This window comes from Agrobacterium leguminum (genome assembly GCF_005144435.2).
Taxonomy (GTDB): domain Bacteria; phylum Pseudomonadota; class Alphaproteobacteria; order Rhizobiales; family Rhizobiaceae; genus Agrobacterium; species Agrobacterium leguminum.
Window position 1 is genome coordinate 906404 of record NZ_CP120211.1, and the last position, 16424, is coordinate 922827.

Annotated in this window: 21 protein-coding genes and 2 tRNA genes; 11 read left to right on the forward strand and 12 right to left on the reverse strand. The window is 58.4% G+C overall.

All coding sequences use genetic code 11. From position 1 onward, the window contains the following. Positions 1-35: 35 nt before the first annotated feature. The gene (locus CFBP4996_RS04445; protein ID WP_080817213.1) at positions 36-479 is read left to right on the forward strand and encodes a TIGR02594 family protein; all 444 of its coding nucleotides are present in this window, start codon (positions 36-38) and stop codon (positions 477-479) included. 69 nt (positions 480-548) lie between these two features. Here CFBP4996_RS04445 and CFBP4996_RS04450 read toward each other — a convergent pair whose 3' ends face one another. Further along, positions 549-788, reverse strand: coding sequence for a hypothetical protein (locus CFBP4996_RS04450; protein ID WP_080852241.1), 240 nt, complete (start codon positions 786-788; stop codon positions 549-551). Positions 789-956: 168 nt separating this feature from the next. Between CFBP4996_RS04450 and CFBP4996_RS04455 the strand changes: the two genes are divergently transcribed. Next, a complete protein-coding gene (locus tag CFBP4996_RS04455) occupies positions 957-1316 on the forward strand; it encodes a DUF2934 domain-containing protein (RefSeq protein ID WP_020811138.1) in 360 nt (119 codons plus the stop codon). An 85-nt stretch (positions 1317-1401) separates the two neighbouring features. Here the strand turns inward: CFBP4996_RS04455 and CFBP4996_RS04460 are convergent. After that, positions 1402-1476, reverse strand: a tRNA-Asn gene (locus tag CFBP4996_RS04460). Between the two features lie 176 nt (positions 1477-1652). Between CFBP4996_RS04460 and CFBP4996_RS04465 the strand changes: the two genes are divergently transcribed. After that, on the forward strand, positions 1653-1931 hold the full coding sequence (locus CFBP4996_RS04465) for a hypothetical protein (RefSeq protein ID WP_020811139.1): 279 nt from the start codon (positions 1653-1655) through the stop codon (positions 1929-1931). Positions 1932-1934: 3 nt separating this feature from the next. Here the strand turns inward: CFBP4996_RS04465 and CFBP4996_RS04470 are convergent, their stop codons facing one another. Continuing rightward, positions 1935-2579, reverse strand: a complete 645-nt coding sequence (locus CFBP4996_RS04470; RefSeq protein WP_003521567.1) for an exopolysaccharide biosynthesis protein — start codon at positions 2577-2579, stop codon at positions 1935-1937. Positions 2580-3090: 511 nt separating this feature from the next. Between CFBP4996_RS04470 and CFBP4996_RS04475 the strand changes: the two genes are divergently transcribed. The 7 genes from CFBP4996_RS04475 (at position 3091) to CFBP4996_RS04505 (ending at position 8785) form a co-directional block, all read left to right on the forward strand. Further along, complete coding sequence (locus CFBP4996_RS04475) at positions 3091-3678, forward strand: YqaA family protein (protein ID WP_080852239.1); 588 nt, start codon at positions 3091-3093, stop codon at positions 3676-3678. 138 nt (positions 3679-3816) lie between these two features. Further along, positions 3817-4371, forward strand: a complete 555-nt coding sequence (locus CFBP4996_RS04480; protein WP_003521565.1) for a dual specificity protein phosphatase family protein — start codon at positions 3817-3819, stop codon at positions 4369-4371. A 296-nt stretch (positions 4372-4667) separates the two neighbouring features. Continuing rightward, the gene (locus tag CFBP4996_RS04485; RefSeq protein ID WP_170988562.1) at positions 4668-5780 is read left to right on the forward strand and encodes an ABC transporter substrate-binding protein; all 1113 of its coding nucleotides are present in this window, start codon (positions 4668-4670) and stop codon (positions 5778-5780) included. Between the two features lie 112 nt (positions 5781-5892). Continuing rightward, a complete protein-coding gene (locus CFBP4996_RS04490) occupies positions 5893-6957 on the forward strand; it encodes a FecCD family ABC transporter permease (protein ID WP_121490273.1) in 1065 nt (354 codons plus the stop codon). Beyond that, a complete protein-coding gene (locus tag CFBP4996_RS04495; RefSeq protein ID WP_080852237.1) occupies positions 6941-7762 on the forward strand; it encodes an ABC transporter ATP-binding protein in 822 nt (273 codons plus the stop codon). Before CFBP4996_RS04490 ends, CFBP4996_RS04495 begins: the two co-directional genes overlap by 17 nt. Next, on the forward strand, positions 7759-8214 hold the full coding sequence (locus CFBP4996_RS04500) for a pseudoazurin (RefSeq protein ID WP_080852236.1): 456 nt from the start codon (positions 7759-7761) through the stop codon (positions 8212-8214). Before CFBP4996_RS04495 ends, CFBP4996_RS04500 begins: the two co-directional genes overlap by 4 nt. Before the next feature lie 73 nt (positions 8215-8287). Beyond that, the gene (locus CFBP4996_RS04505; RefSeq protein WP_078054033.1) at positions 8288-8785 is read left to right on the forward strand and encodes a ferritin; all 498 of its coding nucleotides are present in this window, start codon (positions 8288-8290) and stop codon (positions 8783-8785) included. A gap of 69 nt (positions 8786-8854) precedes the next feature. Here CFBP4996_RS04505 and CFBP4996_RS04510 read toward each other — a convergent pair whose 3' ends face one another. From CFBP4996_RS04510 to CFBP4996_RS04520, 3 genes are all read right to left on the reverse strand, one after another. Beyond that, complete coding sequence (locus CFBP4996_RS04510; RefSeq protein WP_020811145.1) at positions 8855-9058, reverse strand: hypothetical protein; 204 nt, start codon at positions 9056-9058, stop codon at positions 8855-8857. Positions 9059-9161: 103 nt separating this feature from the next. Then, positions 9162-9422, reverse strand: coding sequence for a hypothetical protein (locus tag CFBP4996_RS04515; protein ID WP_080852235.1), 261 nt, complete (start codon positions 9420-9422; stop codon positions 9162-9164). A gap of 138 nt (positions 9423-9560) precedes the next feature. After that, positions 9561-9637: transfer RNA gene (locus CFBP4996_RS04520), tRNA-Pro, on the reverse strand. 218 nt (positions 9638-9855) lie between these two features. On the opposite strand from CFBP4996_RS04520, the gene CFBP4996_RS04525 reads away from it, so the two are divergent. Beyond that, positions 9856-10392: a DUF1269 domain-containing protein gene (locus CFBP4996_RS04525; RefSeq protein ID WP_003521556.1), complete on the forward strand. Its 537-nt coding sequence runs from the start codon at positions 9856-9858 to the stop codon at positions 10390-10392. A gap of 71 nt (positions 10393-10463) precedes the next feature. Here the strand turns inward: CFBP4996_RS04525 and CFBP4996_RS04530 are convergent, their stop codons facing one another. The 6 genes from CFBP4996_RS04530 to uppC form a co-directional block, all read right to left on the reverse strand. Then, complete coding sequence (locus CFBP4996_RS04530) at positions 10464-11114, reverse strand: hypothetical protein (protein ID WP_080852231.1); 651 nt, start codon at positions 11112-11114, stop codon at positions 10464-10466. A gap of 172 nt (positions 11115-11286) precedes the next feature. Beyond that, positions 11287-11436, reverse strand: a complete 150-nt coding sequence (locus tag CFBP4996_RS04535) for a hypothetical protein (protein WP_003521552.1) — start codon at positions 11434-11436, stop codon at positions 11287-11289. Between the two features lie 79 nt (positions 11437-11515). Then, a complete protein-coding gene (gene uppF / locus CFBP4996_RS04540; protein WP_080852229.1) occupies positions 11516-12757 on the reverse strand; it encodes a polysaccharide biosynthesis O-antigen ligase family protein UppF in 1242 nt (413 codons plus the stop codon). Continuing rightward, the gene (uppE, locus tag CFBP4996_RS04545; RefSeq protein WP_080852228.1) at positions 12754-14307 is read right to left on the reverse strand and encodes a polysaccharide biosynthesis glycosyltransferase UppE; all 1554 of its coding nucleotides are present in this window, start codon (positions 14305-14307) and stop codon (positions 12754-12756) included. The genes uppF and uppE overlap by 4 nt, the downstream gene beginning before the upstream one ends. Positions 14308-14530: 223 nt before the next feature. Continuing rightward, a complete protein-coding gene (gene uppD / locus CFBP4996_RS04550; protein ID WP_162935884.1) occupies positions 14531-15673 on the reverse strand; it encodes a polysaccharide biosynthesis type 4 glycosyltransferase UppD in 1143 nt (380 codons plus the stop codon). Positions 15674-15689: 16 nt separating this feature from the next. After that, complete coding sequence (gene uppC / locus CFBP4996_RS04555) at positions 15690-16262, reverse strand: polysaccharide export protein UppC (protein ID WP_003521548.1); 573 nt, start codon at positions 16260-16262, stop codon at positions 15690-15692. Positions 16263-16424: the final 162 nt, after the last annotated feature.

Genomic DNA, 16424 nt, shown 5'->3' on the forward strand with positions numbered 1-16424 from the left:
ATACACGGGCGCCCTCTAACATAAGGGCGAGACGTTTGAGAGTATCCGCGTTAATTCTATCGGTAGCCTTGTCTTTTACAGTCGTTGCATCGGCCTCTGCCGGCATGCTGAACCAGGCAGAAAAATACACCGGGCTGCACGAGTCCAAGAACAACAAGAGCCTCAAGAACATTCTTGGCGCAAATCCCCGCAGCACCCCATGGTGCGGCCTTTTCCTGCATGCGGTCGCCAGCAAGGCCGGCCGGCAATCTCCCAAATCCTATGGATTTGCGAAGTCCTGGACATCCTTCGGTTATGCCGTGCCCGTCAGTCAGGCAAAGCCCGGCGATGTTGTCGTCATTCGCAACGGCCGTGGTTACCACGCCGGCATTTTGAAGAGCATGAGCGGCAAGACCGCCCAAATCCTCGGCGGCAACCAGTCCGGCCGGGTGCAGGTGTCGAACTTCAACCGCAAGGCCATCGTTTCGGTCCGCCGATAAATCTCCGGACATTTTTGACGGCATTTTTCGATAAAGGCGGGCTTTGACCCGCCTTTTCCATTTTCGGGCTTAGGGCTGCTCTCTGGTGCCGGGCGCGGCGTCGCGCTGATCGTCGTCTTCCAGATCGGTTGCCACGATAAAGGCATCCTCATGCTGCCGCGCCGCTTGCCTGCGGGCACGAAGGCTGATCGATTCATCGGGATAGATTTCACTGTCTTTGGACTTCAGCTCGCTGTCGGTTTCAAAACCCGCCACGTCTTTTTGTTGAATATCGAGAGGTTCGGGATTTCTGTGCCTGGTGCCGGTCATCGGAATTCTCCTGCTGTTGTTGGGGAGCAAACGATCGGTCGGCAAGGGCGGTTCCTTCGCTCCTCGCGAAATCCGCATTTACGGCTGTCGAAGGCGGAACAAACTCTGGCTTTTTCGGGTTTTCCATGGGCAGAATAAAGCCGGTGCCACGAAAAGAGGGAGGCCGTTATGGACCACGATCGCGAAGCCAAAATCCGGGAAAGAGCCCGCGCAATATGGGAGAAGGAAGGAAGACCGGAGGGACACCACGAGCGGCACTGGATGGAAGCGGAGCAGGAAGTCTCCAGTAACGCAGGCAAGACGAAATCGGCCAGCAAGAGCGGCACAAAAAAATCCCCCGCCGCCAAAGCACCGGCCAAAAAACCGAAGTCACCGGCCGTAAAGTCGCTTCAGAAAGAGCAGAAGGCATCTCATCCCGAGAAGGATGACGATTTGACCGAGAGCCTTGAAGAAAGTTTCCCCGCAAGCGATCCACCGGCGCTCACCAATACAACACGGGCAACGAAACGCGCACCGAAGAAAGCCTGAAGTCTTCAGGCGCAAAAAGCGCGATACGTCAATCCGGCCGGGAAGAAAGCCGTCTTACGCTCTTCATCACATGTTTTGAGAGAAATGGCTCCCCGGGCCGGATTCGAACCGGCGACCTGTCGATTAACAGTCGAATGCTCTACCGCTGAGCTACCAGGGAACGTCCACCGCTTGGCGCGGTGTGAGCGGGGTAATACAAATGCTTTTCCGATTTGCCAAGCGGTTTTTTCAAAAAAAACGCATTCCTCTTGTTTTATCCCTCCAGAGTCCCGATTTTCCGGGCTTATCGCCGGTGAAAAAATTATCCACAGGCCAGATGCAAAAGGGCAGGATGGAATGAAATTCGGTATCGACCACAGAACGCACCGCCTCCATGTCGGAAAATGGAGCTTTGCCATGCCGCGTTCGCGCGTCGGCAGGATTGCGACCGGCTCGGCGCTGGTGGTGGGCGGAACGCTGGGTTTCCTGCCCGTTCTCGGCTTCTGGATGATTCCGCTCGGTCTAGTCGTGCTTTCCCACGATCTGCCGGCGGTTCGCCGCCAGCGGCGACGGCTGGCGGTCTGGTGGGCATCGCGGCAGAACCGCCGCGACACCCGCAATGGCGGCCGGCAATAGGTCTTATGCGCCGATGGAGCTGCTGATGCCCTGGCCGGCCCAGAAGGCCGCATAGGCGAGCGCTGCGAAATAAATCGCCGTCAGCCCCAGAAACAGGTAGCCCCCGAGCACGGTGACGCCATCCCTCTGAATCATCCCGGCTGAAAAAAGCAGGATCGCGACGCCTGGAAGGGTGTTGGAGAAGGGAATGAAGCCGAGCGGCATCATCAGCAATACGCCCGCCGTCATCAGCGCAAGCCCGTTTATGCGGTTGGCGATAATGCCGGTCGTCAGCGCGGGAATGCGCGGGCGAATGAAACCATCGAGCTTGGAGACAATGGCGACACCTTTTTGAAGGGCTGGAACGAGCTTTGCCGTCTCCATCTGCCGGTCGAGGATTTTTGCCGGCAGCCATGGCAGGCGGTTGAGGGTGATTGCCAGGCTGACAAGGATGATCGCCGCACCAAAGACCGTGCTGACGCCGGGAATGGAAACCGGGATGAGAAAGGGCAGGGAGGCGATTGCGCAGATAAGCAAAAGGCCCTGTTCGCCGATCGCTTCCATCAACTCCCGCAACGTGATCGTCTGACCCTGCAGCTTTCCTATCAGCTTCTCAAGCGTCGTGCTGAGCTTTTCAGACGTATCAGTGAATGCGAATTCGTTCGTCATGCGGCTTCCCGGAAGTTGTTTAACTCCGGGATTGATAACATCCATCCGGCCCGATGCCTATCGCCGATAGAAAAGGAGCCTCATCACATTTGGTCGCGCGGTTCGCCTGGATCAGTGCGAAACCCAGTTGCTGTAGGCGCCTGCAAGAAGAACCACCAGCAGAATGACAAGTATGACCGGATTGATCGATGTAACGAAGTTTACATAGTCCATGATAACTTCCTCCTCTTTCCTCCACCTCTTATTCTACAGCAAAAAGGCGAGTTCATCTACCGCAGGATGAAATTTCGCATTGCAACAACCGGCTTGCGATGAGGGCTGGAAACGCTCGTCTTTATGATTTTTTGCGATGCAAAAATAAATTTTCCAACATTTGCCATTCTCTTGCGTTGTCTCTAATCCTCATTCGGGGCCGGTCTCTCCGGCCCATCGGCAACCGCATGAACTACCGCCGATATGCCTTGGCTCCCGCCTGCCTTCACTCCGCAACACTCTTCCCCGGGGACACGACATGCTGAAAAACATCTATGCCTGGACGATGGCGCTCGCCGCGCGCAAAACCGCCGTGTGGTGGCTGGCAATCGTGGCTTTCGTGGAAAGCTCCATCTTCGTCGTGCCTGCCGATGTGCTTTTCCTGCCCATGGTGCTGGCCAAGCCTAAAAAGGCGATGTTTTATGCGCTCGTGGCAACTGTCGCCTCGGTTCTCGGCGGCATCGCCGGCTGGTTCCTCGGCCACTATGCCTTTGAAAGCATCGCCCGACCCATTCTCGAATTTTACGGCAAGCTCGACAGCTTCGAGCATCTGAAGAACTCCGTGGATTACGAAACCATCGTTCTCCTGCTGGTGACATCGGGGCTCGCGCATCTGCCGCCGATCAAGGTCGTGACGATCCTTTCCGGCGCGGCCAATATCAGCCTTGGCCTGTTCATTCTTTCGGCGGTCGTCACGCGCGGCGCGCGCTTTTTCATTCTTGCCGGATTGCTGCAGAAATACGGGGAATCGGTGCGTCATTTCATCGAAAAACGCCTTGGCGCCATCACCGCAGCGGCGGCCGCCGCGCTTATCGCGGTCTATGCGGTTTACGTTTTCGTGCGTTGATCGAGCGCAAATTTTCTACTCTTACAATACTGTCGCATAACTTTCAGCTTACTGTCAGAATCCGCCTGTATCGGTTCTCTCGTCGAATGAGGGAACCGTTTTATTATGCGAAGATTCTGGAAGTGCTCCTTTTGGGGCATGGGTATTGCTGTGCTTGCGGCAGGCGGTTATCTCTACGCCATTCAGCTCCTGGGCAATTTTCACGAGGTTGTCGCGGGGCAGCTCTATCGCTCCAACCAGCCGAGCAATGAGCAGCTCGTCCGCTATACCAAAGACCACGGTATCAGGACGGTCATCAATCTGCGCGGCGCGAACGAATCCAAGGCCTGGTATCGCGATGAGGTCGAAACCGCCCGCGAACTGGGACTTAATCATATCGATTTCGGCATGTCGGCAAGTCAGGAGCTCGACATGAACAGGGTCAACGAGCTGGTCGCCATCATGCGCGATGCGCCGAAGCCCATTCTCATTCATTGCAAGGCCGGTGCGGACAGGACAGGCCTCGCCACCGCACTCTATCTCAGCCGCGTGGCAAAGCTTGATGAGGAACAGGCGGAAAGCCAGCTTTCCTTCCGCTTCGGCCATATCGGCATTCCCTATCTCTCCGAAACCTATGCCATGGACCGGACCTGGGAAAACGCGGAAAAGATGCCTGTCGTCGACGATTTCGCCATCGCCTCCAACGAGTTCTGAAGTCGGCTCGGGCGCATTTCCCGCAGGGCAGCACTTTCATGATCTGAATGGATCTTGCGTCCTGTCTCGATGACGGAGGTTATCGGGACGGGCGCAACCAAAAGATCGTGGCTGGCTGAGGGCGCGGCGGCGCAGCATCTATTGCCGTCGCCCAGCGCAATATTTCACGGCATGCATTTTTGCCGAAAATGACAGTTTTCATTTTTATATTAGCAACTTATGTGATCTTGCGATTTAAGTTGACTCATAGTGTCACCTTTTATACAGCGGCATTGTTTCAACTTCTGGATCGCATCATGACCCGCAAAACATTTATCGGCGGCCTTGCCGCATCGTTCTTATCCGTTTTCTTTATCGCACCTTCCGCCATCGCCGCAGAGAAGACCATCACCGACGTCATCGGACGCGAGGTGAAGGTTGATCTTCCTGCAAAACGCGTCGTTCTCGGTTTCTATTTCGAGGACTACATGGCGGTCGGTGGCGAAAAGGCCTATGATTCCGTCGTCGGCATTTCCCGCGAAGCGTGGGAAGGCTGGGTTCCCGCCAACTGGAAAATGCATCTCGCCCACCGCGCTTCGCTTGCAGATATTGCCGATGTCGGCGAAGTCGAAGCCCAGACCTTCTCGGTCGAAAAAGTTCTGAGCCTCAATCCCGATCTGGTGATCCTGGCGGATTGGCAATACAAGGCGCTCGGTCTCGATGCCGACCGTCTGGAAGAAGAGGGTATTCCCGTCGTTGTCGTCGACTATAACGCCCAGACGGTCGAGCGCCACGTCGCCTCCACCCGGCTTTTCGGCGAACTCACCGGCCAGCAACAGCGCGGCAAGGAAATTGCCGAATTCTACGCCGGTTCGCTGAAGGATGTCGCCGAACGGGTGGCGAAATCCGGTCAGCCGAAACCGAAGGTCTATGTCGAATTCGGCAATAAGGGACCGGCCGAATATTCCTTCACCTATGGCAAGAACATGTGGGGCGCCATGTCCACCGCCGCTGGCGGCGACAATATCGCAGCACCTTTCGTTGAGTGGTGGGGACCGATCAATCCCGAGCAGGTTCTGGCTTCGAAGCCCGACGCCATCTTCATTTCCGGCCGTGAAAACAACAAGAACCCCGCGGCGCTGCCGATGGGGCAGGCGGTGAAGGCCGCGGATGCCCGCGAAAAGCTCAAGGCCTTCGAAACCCGTCAGGGCTGGAGTGAATTGCCGGCCATCAAGAACGGGCAGTTGTTCGGTGTCTATCAGGGCGCGTCGCGCACGCTCTCCGATTTCGCCATGGTGCAATATATCGCCAAGCAGCTTTATCCCGAGCAGTTCAAGGATGTCGATCCGATCGCCAACTATCTCGGCTATTACAGGAAGTACCTGCCGGTCACGCCTGAAGGCACCTTTGCCATCGCCGTCAAGGATTGATGGTTCTATTGCCGGCGGCGGAAAAGCACATTTGCTTGCCGCTGAAGGTTAAATTCTGCGGACGCCACTGCACGGCGTCCGCTTTTCAGCGTCTTTTTCAAACAGGTTTTCCATGACAATTGCCGCCCGCAATGCCGAAGCCATCGGTGCGCACCGGCTGCGTGAACGTCGTCGCTGGCGCGTCGTCTTGGTCTTTTTCGTGCTGATGGCGGTAAGCCTCGTTCTCGATATCGCCACCGGTCCCTCGCTGCTGTCGCCCGCCGAAGTGGTGAAGTCGCTGACTGGCCTTGGCGAACGGGCCGCGATGACCGATTCCATCGTGCGCGGCCTTCGCCTGCCCATGGCGCTGATGGCGCTCGCCGTCGGAGCGGCGCTCGGCGCCGGCGGCGCGCAGATGCAGACCTTGCTGAATAATCCCATGGCAAGCCCCTATACGCTCGGCATGGCGGCTGCGGCGGGCTTTGGCGCCGCGCTGGTGCTTGCGCTCGGCGGTCTCGGGCTGGATGCGATGATTGCCGTTCCGCTCGGCGCTTTCGTCTTTTCCATGCTCGCCGCGCTTTTCCTTTTCATGCTGGCCTCCATGCGGCAGATGACGGCCGAAACCATCATTCTCGGCGGCATCGCGCTTCTTTTTCTATTTCAGTCGCTGCTGTCGCTCATCCAGTTCCTGTCCTCGCCGGAACTGTCGCAGCAGATTCTTTTCTGGCTGTTCGGCAGCCTGACCAAGGCGACCTGGCCAACGCTTGGTTTGACGGCCGCCGTCACCGCCTTCTGCTGCGCCCTGCTGATGGCGGATTGCTGGAAACTGACGGCGCTGAGGATGGGGGAAATGCGGGCAGCGAGCCTCGGTATCAATGTTCGCCGGCTGCGCATGAAGGTTCTCATCATCGTCGCCATCATGACAGCGACGGCAACGAGTTTTGTCGGGGTCATCGGTTTCATCGGGCTGGTCGCGCCGCATATCGCCCGTATGACGGTGGGCGAGGATCAGCGCTTCTTTTTGCCCATGTCGGTACTGAGCGGCGCGCTGATGCTTTCGGCAGCCTCGATCCTCTCCAAATCGATCATTCCCGGCGCTCTGTTCCCGGTCGGCATCGTCACCGCCATTGTCGGCGTGCCGTTTCTCCTGTGGCTGATTTCGCTCCGAAGAGGCGTGGCCAATGATGGTTCTGGATAATATTTCCGTCGAACGGGGCGGGCAGACCGTTGTGAGAGACCTCTCGGCACGTCTGGAACCCGGGCACATCCATGCCGTCATCGGCCCGAACGGAACGGGCAAGACGACGCTTCTCAGAGCGATCTTCGGCGATCTGCCGCTCGCCGCAGGCGCCATCAGCCTCGGCGATCGTCGCCTTCAGGCCGGGGAAAGGGCAGGGCGGCACAGAAGGGACTGGCGGGATCGTTTTGCCTATATGCCGCAGGATACGGCCGCCGATATAGCGCTCAGCGTGCTGGAGGTGGTGGCGCTCGGCCGCTTCGGCCGGCTTTCGCTTCATATCGACGACGAAACGCTCGATCTGGCCATGACACGCCTGCATCAGGCCGGAATAGCCCATCTGGCGGGCAGGGAGATCGCCTCGCTCAGCGGCGGGCAACGGCAGATGGCGCTTTTCGCGCAGGTTCTGATGCGTGAGCCGCAGGCGATGCTGCTAGATGAGCCGGTCAGCGCGCTGGACCTCAAGCATCAGGTGGCGCTTCTCGATCTGGTGCGGCAGGAAACCCGCGCCAATGGCCGGGTGACGCTTGTCGTGCTGCATGATCTCAACCTCACCTGCCAATATGCCGACAACCTGCTGGTGATTTCGGATGGCGCGCTGAAGGCGACCGGCGCACCGGGCGATATCGTCACGCCGAAGCTCATTTCCGAGACCTATGGTGTTGCCGTGGAGGTGTTGCGCGACCGGCGCGGCAATCCCGTCATCCAGCCGGCGGGCGACCCGCCGCTCGAACATTTCAAAACCCTTGAAGGAATAATTGCATGAAACGATTTTTGATGACGCTTGCCACGGCTTTGGCCGTAATCCTGCCCGTCACGCCATCCCTTTCCGCCGAACACAAGATCCTGATGCTCAATTACGGCAAGGATGGCGGCATGGTGTTCGAGCCTTCCTATGTGAAGGCGGAGCCGGGCGACACCATTACCTTCGCGCCGCAAAATTCCAGCCACTATGTGCAGTCCTATGCGGTTCCGGAAGGCGTTAGCCCCTGGAAAAGCAAGCTCGATGAGGTCTTCACCGTCACCGTCGAGAAGGAGGGCGTCTATCTCTATTATTGCCCGCCGCATCTGATGATGGCGATGATCGGCATCATTCAGGTCGGCAAGCCCGTCAATCTCGAAGCCGTCAGACAAAAGGCCGAGAAGCTGCGGCCCAAGCTCGTCATGAAGAGCGAAAGGCTGGAGGCGGCGCTGGGGCAGGTGACGCCCGCACAATAACGCCCCGCCTTTCAGGCCGCGCCAATCCGCACCGCAAACCCGCTTCTTCAACCCCGAAACCAAGGATGAAACCATGGCAAACAAAGTGATCGAAACGACGCTGAACGATCTCCTCAATGGCGAGCTGCGCGCCCATCACGCCTATCTTCAGGCGGCCGCATGGGCGGCGGAACGCAATCTCGACGGTTGCTATAAATTCCTGCTCGGCCACGCGGCGGAAGAGCTGGAGCACATGCACCGCATCTTCGGCTTCCTGAACGATCTCGGCGCACGCGTCACCTTTTCCGAACTGCCAGCGCCGCAGGTCACGGCAAACGACATCAAAGGCCTGTTCACCATCGTGACGGAGCACGAATCCCGCGTCACCGCCGCCATCAACGCGGCAGTCGATCTTGCCCACGTGGAAAAAGACCACGCCACCACCTCATTCCTGCAATGGTTCGTGGATGAGCAGCATGAGGAAGACAGCCTTTGCCGCACCATACTCGGCAAGATCGAGTTGATCGGCGACGGCCCCAATGCGCTTTACCTGATCGACCGCGAAATCGGTCAGCTGGCGGACAAGGGCTGATTGCTGCGCCAGTTTTCTTGCGCTCCACAAGCTGCATCGAACACGGCTTGTGGAGTGGAGGCCGTCGGCTCAATCGCGTCCGATATCCGGCGTCCATCCGCGCGTATATCCCTTTCCCATGATGGCGACCGCCAGGGAAAGCTGTTCCTGCAGATGCTCGATTTCGCCGAGAAGGGCTTCGACAGCCGCCTTCGCATCGCCGTCATGACACTGGATGACATATCCGGCTATGTCGTCGGGCCGTATGGGGGTGATTTTTTCAGCGTCGGACATAGTGGATGACCTCTCTTTTGTTCACTAAATGTTCTAATTTTAGCAGAGAGTCAACAAGGCAATGGGCGTCGCCCTTTACAGTCCGGCACTGCGGAGTTGAACGTTAATGGACCGACGGATCCTCGCCATCCAGAAAGCTGCGAATCCCGTCTTTCTCACACGTGGCCAGGAATTCTTCCCAGGCGTCTTTGTCGGTCGCGAAGGGTTCGTCCCAGGTGGTGACATCGTCATGCTCGCTGATGACCTCGAGCGTCCAATCCTGCTGGGTGCCAGCGGGCCGGTAGATATCAACCAGAACCGTGATACCGTCGTCTTCAAACTCGCCCGAGAATTCTGAGTGTTCAATTCTTGTTTTTTTGGCCATCTCGGCACACCTCGTTCTCAGGCCTGGACAAACGTATAGCCGAATCCGGTCTTTTAAATTCGCGCATGGCGCGGGTTACCAGATAGCTGAAACAAATATAGCCAGCTCTGGGGGAACTGGCTATCTATCTGATTTTAATGGTCGGAGCGGCGGGATTCGAACCCACGACCCCTTGACCCCCAGTCAAGTGCGCTACCGGGCTGCGCTACGCTCCGAACCTGAAAGCCGTTTATATATAAGCCTGTTAGGGCGCAAGCGGAAAATGGTCTTTTCATAAAAAAAGGAGCAAAGGGTGTGGATGGCGCAGAGGGGACTAAGCAGCCCGGATGGGCGGCCGTCAAACGCATGACACATCCTCTTTTCATCATTGCCGGAACAAGCCGCCCGCTTCGGCGTTCAATCGCAGCGGAATTGAAACTCAGGGAGACGAACTATGTCCGAACTCGTCGTTGTTGGTTTTGACGGAACGGAAGTGGCCGACAGGGTGCTTCTGAAGCTTGCAGGCCTTAAAAAGGAATATCTGGTCGATCTGGAAGATGCCGTGGTTGTCGTTCGCGATGAAGACGGCAAGGTGCATCTGAAACAGAGCGTCAATCTGACGGCGATCGGCGCAAGCTCCGGTTTCCTGTCCGGCGGTCTCTGGGGCGGCCTCGTCGGCCTGCTGTTCCTCAATCCGCTGGCGGGATTTGCCATCGGCGGCGCCATCGGTGCCGGTACGGGCGCTCTTGCGGGTTCGCTGACGGATTTCGGCATCGATGACGATTTCATCAAATCGCTCGGCGAGACCATTCCCAACGGTTCTTCGGCGCTGTTCGTGCTGATCCGCAAGGTGCAGCCGGAAAAGGTGCTGGCGGAATTCGAAGGACTGCGCGGACGGGTCATCAAGACGTCGCTGTCGCCGGCGCAGGAAGCGCAGTTGCAAAAGGCGCTTTCCGGCGGAGCCGAACCGGCTGCCGCGCCTGCCGTCTGAGCAGACGATGAAAGCGAGGCTGCGGCAGATTCCATGTCGCAGCCATCCGCTCGGGCATCGGGGAATTCGGCTTATACGGTCAAAGTGCCGTTTTTCGCCTGCGGCCAGGTGAGATAATAATAGCGGCTGCCGACGCTGCCGAAAAACGCGTTGTCGCCGGAAATGGTATCGACATAGGCGCCGGTTTCGCTTCTCGCATAGGCCGAGCCGTCGCGCTTGAGATGGTCTTTCAGAAAGTCGCTCCATCCCGTCATGGCGATATCCGAGGCCGGTCTGGAGGTGGTTTCTGTATCGGAGGACACATCCCAGGCCTTGATTTGCGCACCCTCGGCGGGATCGGAGACGGTCAGCGTGCCGGCCGTCAAAGCCTCCAGCATGGCCTTGGCCTGCGAAGCCTTGTCCGGATCCGTGGTCAGTTCTTCCAGCGTCTCCTTCAGCTCCTTCATGAAGTCGGCCTTGGTAATATCGCCGGAAGAAAGCTCGGTATCCGTGTCGTCGGTCTGCGTATCCTCGTTCGAGGTCTGGGCATATTGCGCCAGAAGCTGCGTGAGCCGCGTGTTGGTGGAAGACGAGGAGGAGGTGTCCAGCCCGTAGGAATCGAGGAGAGATGTCCGCGTCGAGGAGGAGGATGTGGCGGCGGAATTGTCTTCCTGCTCCTTGATGGCCTTGAGGGCCAGTCTGGTGGCGGTGAGGCGTGTGGACAGGTCGATGGAGGAGACCATTGCGCTAGCTGTTTCCTTGATCGGGCGATACGCATCATTCGTATCGAACCGGCTCGGCGGGCATCGATCCCGCCTTTCGTCTCCTCTCATAAGAAGACCGGGCGAATCCCGGCCGTTTTCGGCTTGGGATGCACCCGGTCTTAATGGCCGGACTTTGCGCGACGCTTGCGGATCAGTTCTCCTGAACGGAGACGCCGTTCGGGCCGATATTCATCTCGATCCCCTTCGGTTTGCTTTCCTCGTGCCAGACATAGATGCCAAGGCCTGCGATGACCACGATGAGCGCGCCGATGATAAGATAGAGATTATTGGTCTGCGTCATTAAGATGTCTCCCCGTTTGACAATCAGAATCGGGGGCTAAACGCATGAAATGGCGTAAGGTTCCGTAAGGGGAAGCATTTTAGGCGGCACGCGTGCGGCGGCGCAGGCTTTCGCGTTTTTCAAGCGCCATGCATCCCCACAATATGCCGAGCAGCAGGAAGAAGTGTCGCCAGTGGTCGGTATCGATGACGGCGCCGATCATCACATGTCCCACGAAAGTTACCCAGGAAATGATGAGGAACGGCTGCCAGGGCCGTGGCCGCAGCAGGTGCCTGAACCCGGCGGCAATGGTCCAGCAGATCAGAACCAGATAGATCACGAAACCGAACCAGCCATGCGTCGTCAGGCTCTTCAGCCAGATATTATGTTCGGCGGCGGGAAAGATATTGTCGAACACCATGGGGCCGATACCGAGCGGGTGTTCCATGGCGAGCAGGAAGCCGAGATAGTGGCGGGCAAAACGTCCGAGATGGCCGCCGTCATAAGATTGTACCGCCGAAGCGCGGCTGGAGAACAGATCCGCCACCTGCTTGAACTGCAACGCGATGATGACCGCCGCGACCATCAGCCCGGCGGCGACGAGAAACAGCACGAGGATATTCAGGCGAAACGCGGCCGTGCGCTCCTTCAGCAGCATCACGAAGACGAGGAGGATGGTGGCGAACAGAAACAGGCCCCAGGCCGCACGCGAGAACGACAGGAACACAGCAAGCGACAGAATGAGCAGCCCGGCGATCCGCCAGGGCGCATGCATCGCCTTGCCGGTTAGAAGGCCGTAAATGAGGTAAAGCGAGGGCGTCACCAGAAAGGGACCGAAAACGTTCGGGTCCTGAAAGGCGCCCTTGGCGCGGTCGTAAAGGGTGAAGACCTCGAAACCCGGAATGGCGTGGAAATATCCGATGATGCCGAGCAGGGCGGTGATCAGCGCCGCCGCAAGCCAGGCCCGGAAAATCAGAAGCAGCCGCTGGTATTTGTCCTCTATGATCGCCGCATAAAAAACCGAGGTCAGCGCCAGAAAGGTCGAGACGGCGAGATAAAGTGGTCCCTCATCCAGATCGGCCATGGTGGTGAGCGAAAGATAACCGCCGACATTGAAGGCCAGCAGCAGGCACAGAAGCAGGATGACGGTGCGCGAAAGGCGAAGGCCGAGCAGGAACCACAGGGCCACCTGTCCCACCATCATCAGCTCATAGGGCGCCGGCTCGGAAATGACGAAACCGGAAAGGAACACGCCGAATGCGATGAAGAACGAACCGACGAGCCGCATGGCGGCCAGCGGCGCGTCGAAATCCGTTGCGTGCTGGTAGCCGGTGTGGGTCAATAGGCGTTTTCCGATTTCAGCAGCCGTATCGGCGTGAGGAACAGGATTTTCAGATCGAGGAACAGCGACCAGTTCTCGATGTAATAGAGATCGTATTCGGTGCGGAACTTGATCTTGTCGCCGTGGTCGATCTCGCCGCGCCAGCCGTTGATCTGCGCCCAGCCGGTGACACCGGGCTTGACCTTGTGGCGCGCGAAATAGTGCTCCACCACCTCGGTATATTTCAGGTCGCCCGTCTGGGCATGAACGGCATGCGGGCGCGGCCCGACGAGCGAAAGATCGCCATAAAGAACGTTGAAAAGCTGCGGCAGCTCGTCCATCGAGGATTTGCGCAGGAAGCGGCCGACGGGCGTGACGCGCGGGTCGTTCTTCGTCACGGCCTTTTTCGCAGTCGGATCGCTGAGTTCCGTATACATGGAACGGAACTTCCAGACGTTGATGGTCTCATTGTTGAAGCCGTGGCGCTTCTGCTTGAAAAGGACCGGGCCTTTCGAAGTTGTTTTCACGGCAATTCCCGCGCCCACCATCACCGGCCATAAAAGGGCGATGCCGATGAGGCTGAAGGTGATGTCGAACACCCGTTTCGCCACCGAATCCCAGTCGCGGATCGGCTTGTCGAACACATCGAGCATCGGCACCTTGCCGACATGGGAATAGGCACGGGGGCGGAAACGCAATTTATTGGCATGCGCTGCGATGCGGATATCGACCGGCAGCACCCATAGCTTGCGCAGAAGCTGGAGAATGCGCGCCTCGGCGCTGAGCGGCAGGGCGATGATCAGCATGTCCAGCTTCGTCAGGCGGGCAAATTCCACCAGCTCCGCGAAGGTTCCGAGCTTGGGATAGCCGGCGACAACCTCGGGAGAACGGGCGCTTTTCCGGTCATCGAAGATACCGCAGATGCGGATATCGTTATCGGACTGCTGCTCCAGCGAGCGGATAAGGTCCTTGGCGGTATCGCCGCCGCCGACGATGACGGCACGGCGTTCCATCACGCCGTTGCGGCCCCAGTGGCGAATGGCGAAGCCGAGGATCAGCCGCCCGGCGAAGATCGCCACCGCACCCGTTGCATACCAGATGCCGAAGGCCTGCCAGGAATGCAGCGCATCGGGAAAGAAGAGGAGAAGGAAACAGGCAATTCCCACGAAGGAAAGGCACACTGCGCCCTGAATGCGGGCGAACATCTTCAGCGGCGTACGCAGCGTCGGAAGCTGATAGCAATCACCGGCCTGCAACAGAAACACGCAGAGCGCCGCCCCCAGCACGCCGCCGCCGAAAACCGACAGAAAGGTTTCGAGACCGCGATCGGCTGCGATGCCGTTGACGATGGCGGCGATGACGACGAGCATCGTGAATTCCAGAAGCCGCAATTGCCCGATCACCATGTTGGGCGAATGGTTGCCGGCGCGAAGCTGGTTGGCGATCTGCCGTGCAAGCGGATTGAGAACGACGGTTTCGGAGGCCGAAGCCCCGCCGGCTTCATGGTCGGAGAGTTTCTTGCGCAATGACGCCAGATCGAATTGCAGTCTGTCCTTGTCAGTCTTGGTCATTGCTTTGGTCCGCACCCTCCAGCGCATCGGCCTTAAAATCGCATTGGATTTTCGACCGGAACGATGCGCAACCTCAAAGTGGTAGAGCGCCCTTTGTGCATCCGAATGGACACGCGCGCTCTACGAGCAGAAAACTAGCCGAAACATGCTAAGAAACGTTTATGATGAGTTTCTACAGGACGGCCGGAATATACAATTAAAAATCGTGTTTTTGAAATGGCTATTAGGTCGATAACAGGTCGCGGTAGAGTTTCATCATCTCATCCGCCATGACCGGGGTTGAAAATTTCGCCTTGAAGCTGTCCGGGCGAGGCATGATCCGCTGCGCCCAGCCGGCATCCTCGGCATCCTTGACCATGATCCGTGCCAGCGCATCGGCATCGCCAGCCGGTACGAGCGCCTCGCTGTCTTTTCCAAGGACTTCGGGAATGCCGCCGACATGCGAGGCAATGACCGTTTTCCCCGCCGCAAGCGCTTCGAGCACGATATAGGGCATGGCTTCGGCGCGCGACGGCACCACCACTGTCGTTGCCAGTTCGAAGGCCTGCCTGGCGGGCATGGCCGCATGCATGGAAATCCGCCGGGAAAGCCCGGCCTTGTCGATCATCGCGGCATATTTGTCCCTGTCCGGTCCGTCGCCGACGATCACGCCGGTCATCGGCTGGCCGATGCTGCGTTCCATTTTTGCAAATGCCCTGATGAAGACATCCGGTCCCTTGAGGTCGCGCAACATGCCGATATAGAGAAAACGGGCCGCATCTTCGCGGGCGGGTACGGTTTCGAACTCGCTTTCCTGCACGCCGTTATAGATCATCGCGGTTCGAGTGCGCGGCCTGCCGACCTTGGCCTCGTAAGTCGCCTGCTCGAAATTGCAGACGAAACAGAGCGCATCGGTGAAATGCTCCTGAAACCGCTCCAGCCGCAGGAAAAGCTGCCCCTTGAGGCTGTTTCGAGCATAATGCAGGCTGCCGCCATGCGGTGAATAGAGGCGGGCTACGCGATACCTGTTCGCCCGCAGGAGTGAGCCGATCAGCCGGGCAAGAGCGCCACCCTTGGCGCTGTGCCCGTGCAAAATGTCCGGCCGCAAACTTTTGATGTGCTTGTAGGATTTCCACAGCGCCATGAGGTCACCAGGGCTGATGGACCGCCGGATGGGCAGGCGGGTGAGGCCAAGCTCCAGCATCGGGGTGATCTGTGCGAAAAGCCGTTCCTCATGCGCGCCGCCGGTGGAGCTGTCGCAGACGATGCCGACCTTGTGGCCCTGTTTCACATGTTCTTCGATGAGGTCGCGCACATGGCGGAAAACACCGCCCACCGGGGAGCGGAAGCAGTGAATGATGCGCAGGGGAGGGCCGTCATCCGACACGTTCGCCACTCCGTTTTCAGAAGAAGCGTTCACGCACATAGACGGTATCGCCGGCCAGAATGGGCGCAGTGATACCGATCCGGCCGGTCATCACCTCGGCATTGATCTTGCGGGTAATGTCGACATCGGCCTGATTGGCGCGCGGGGTGAAGCCGCCGGCAATGGCGATGGCGTTTTGCACGGTCATGCCCGGCACGTAGGAATATTGGCCGGGACGGCCGACTTCGCCCATGATGAAGACCGGGCGATAACGGTCGATCTCGATCGTCACGTCCGGATCGCGAAGATAGCCCTGGCGCAGTTTGGCGGCGATGGCGGCTTCGAGCTGCGGCAGGGTCTTGCCGCGTGCCGGAACCTGGCCGACGAGCGGGAAGGCGACATAGCCGGCCTGATCGACCGTATAGGTATTGGTCAGCCCGGTCTGCTCGAACACGTTGATGCGCAGCCTGTCGCCGCTATCGACATGATAGGGTTGCAGGGCGGCCTCGTTGAAAGACCTCGGAGCGGGTTGATATGCCGCGCAGCCGGAAAGGGCCGTCAGAACGGCGAGCGTCAGTGCGGTGACATGTCGTGATCCGGCGAGCGGCATCTCATCTGGCTCCGAGTCGAACTTTGATCATTCTTATCGTTCTGTTAGGGTTAATGTGCGGTAAACGACCGGCGCGAGCGGTGGTAATATCGGCTTTATTTCGTCGGATTCGTCGGGATTAACTGTTGTGTTACCGGCAAGACTTAAACTTCGCGAAAATTG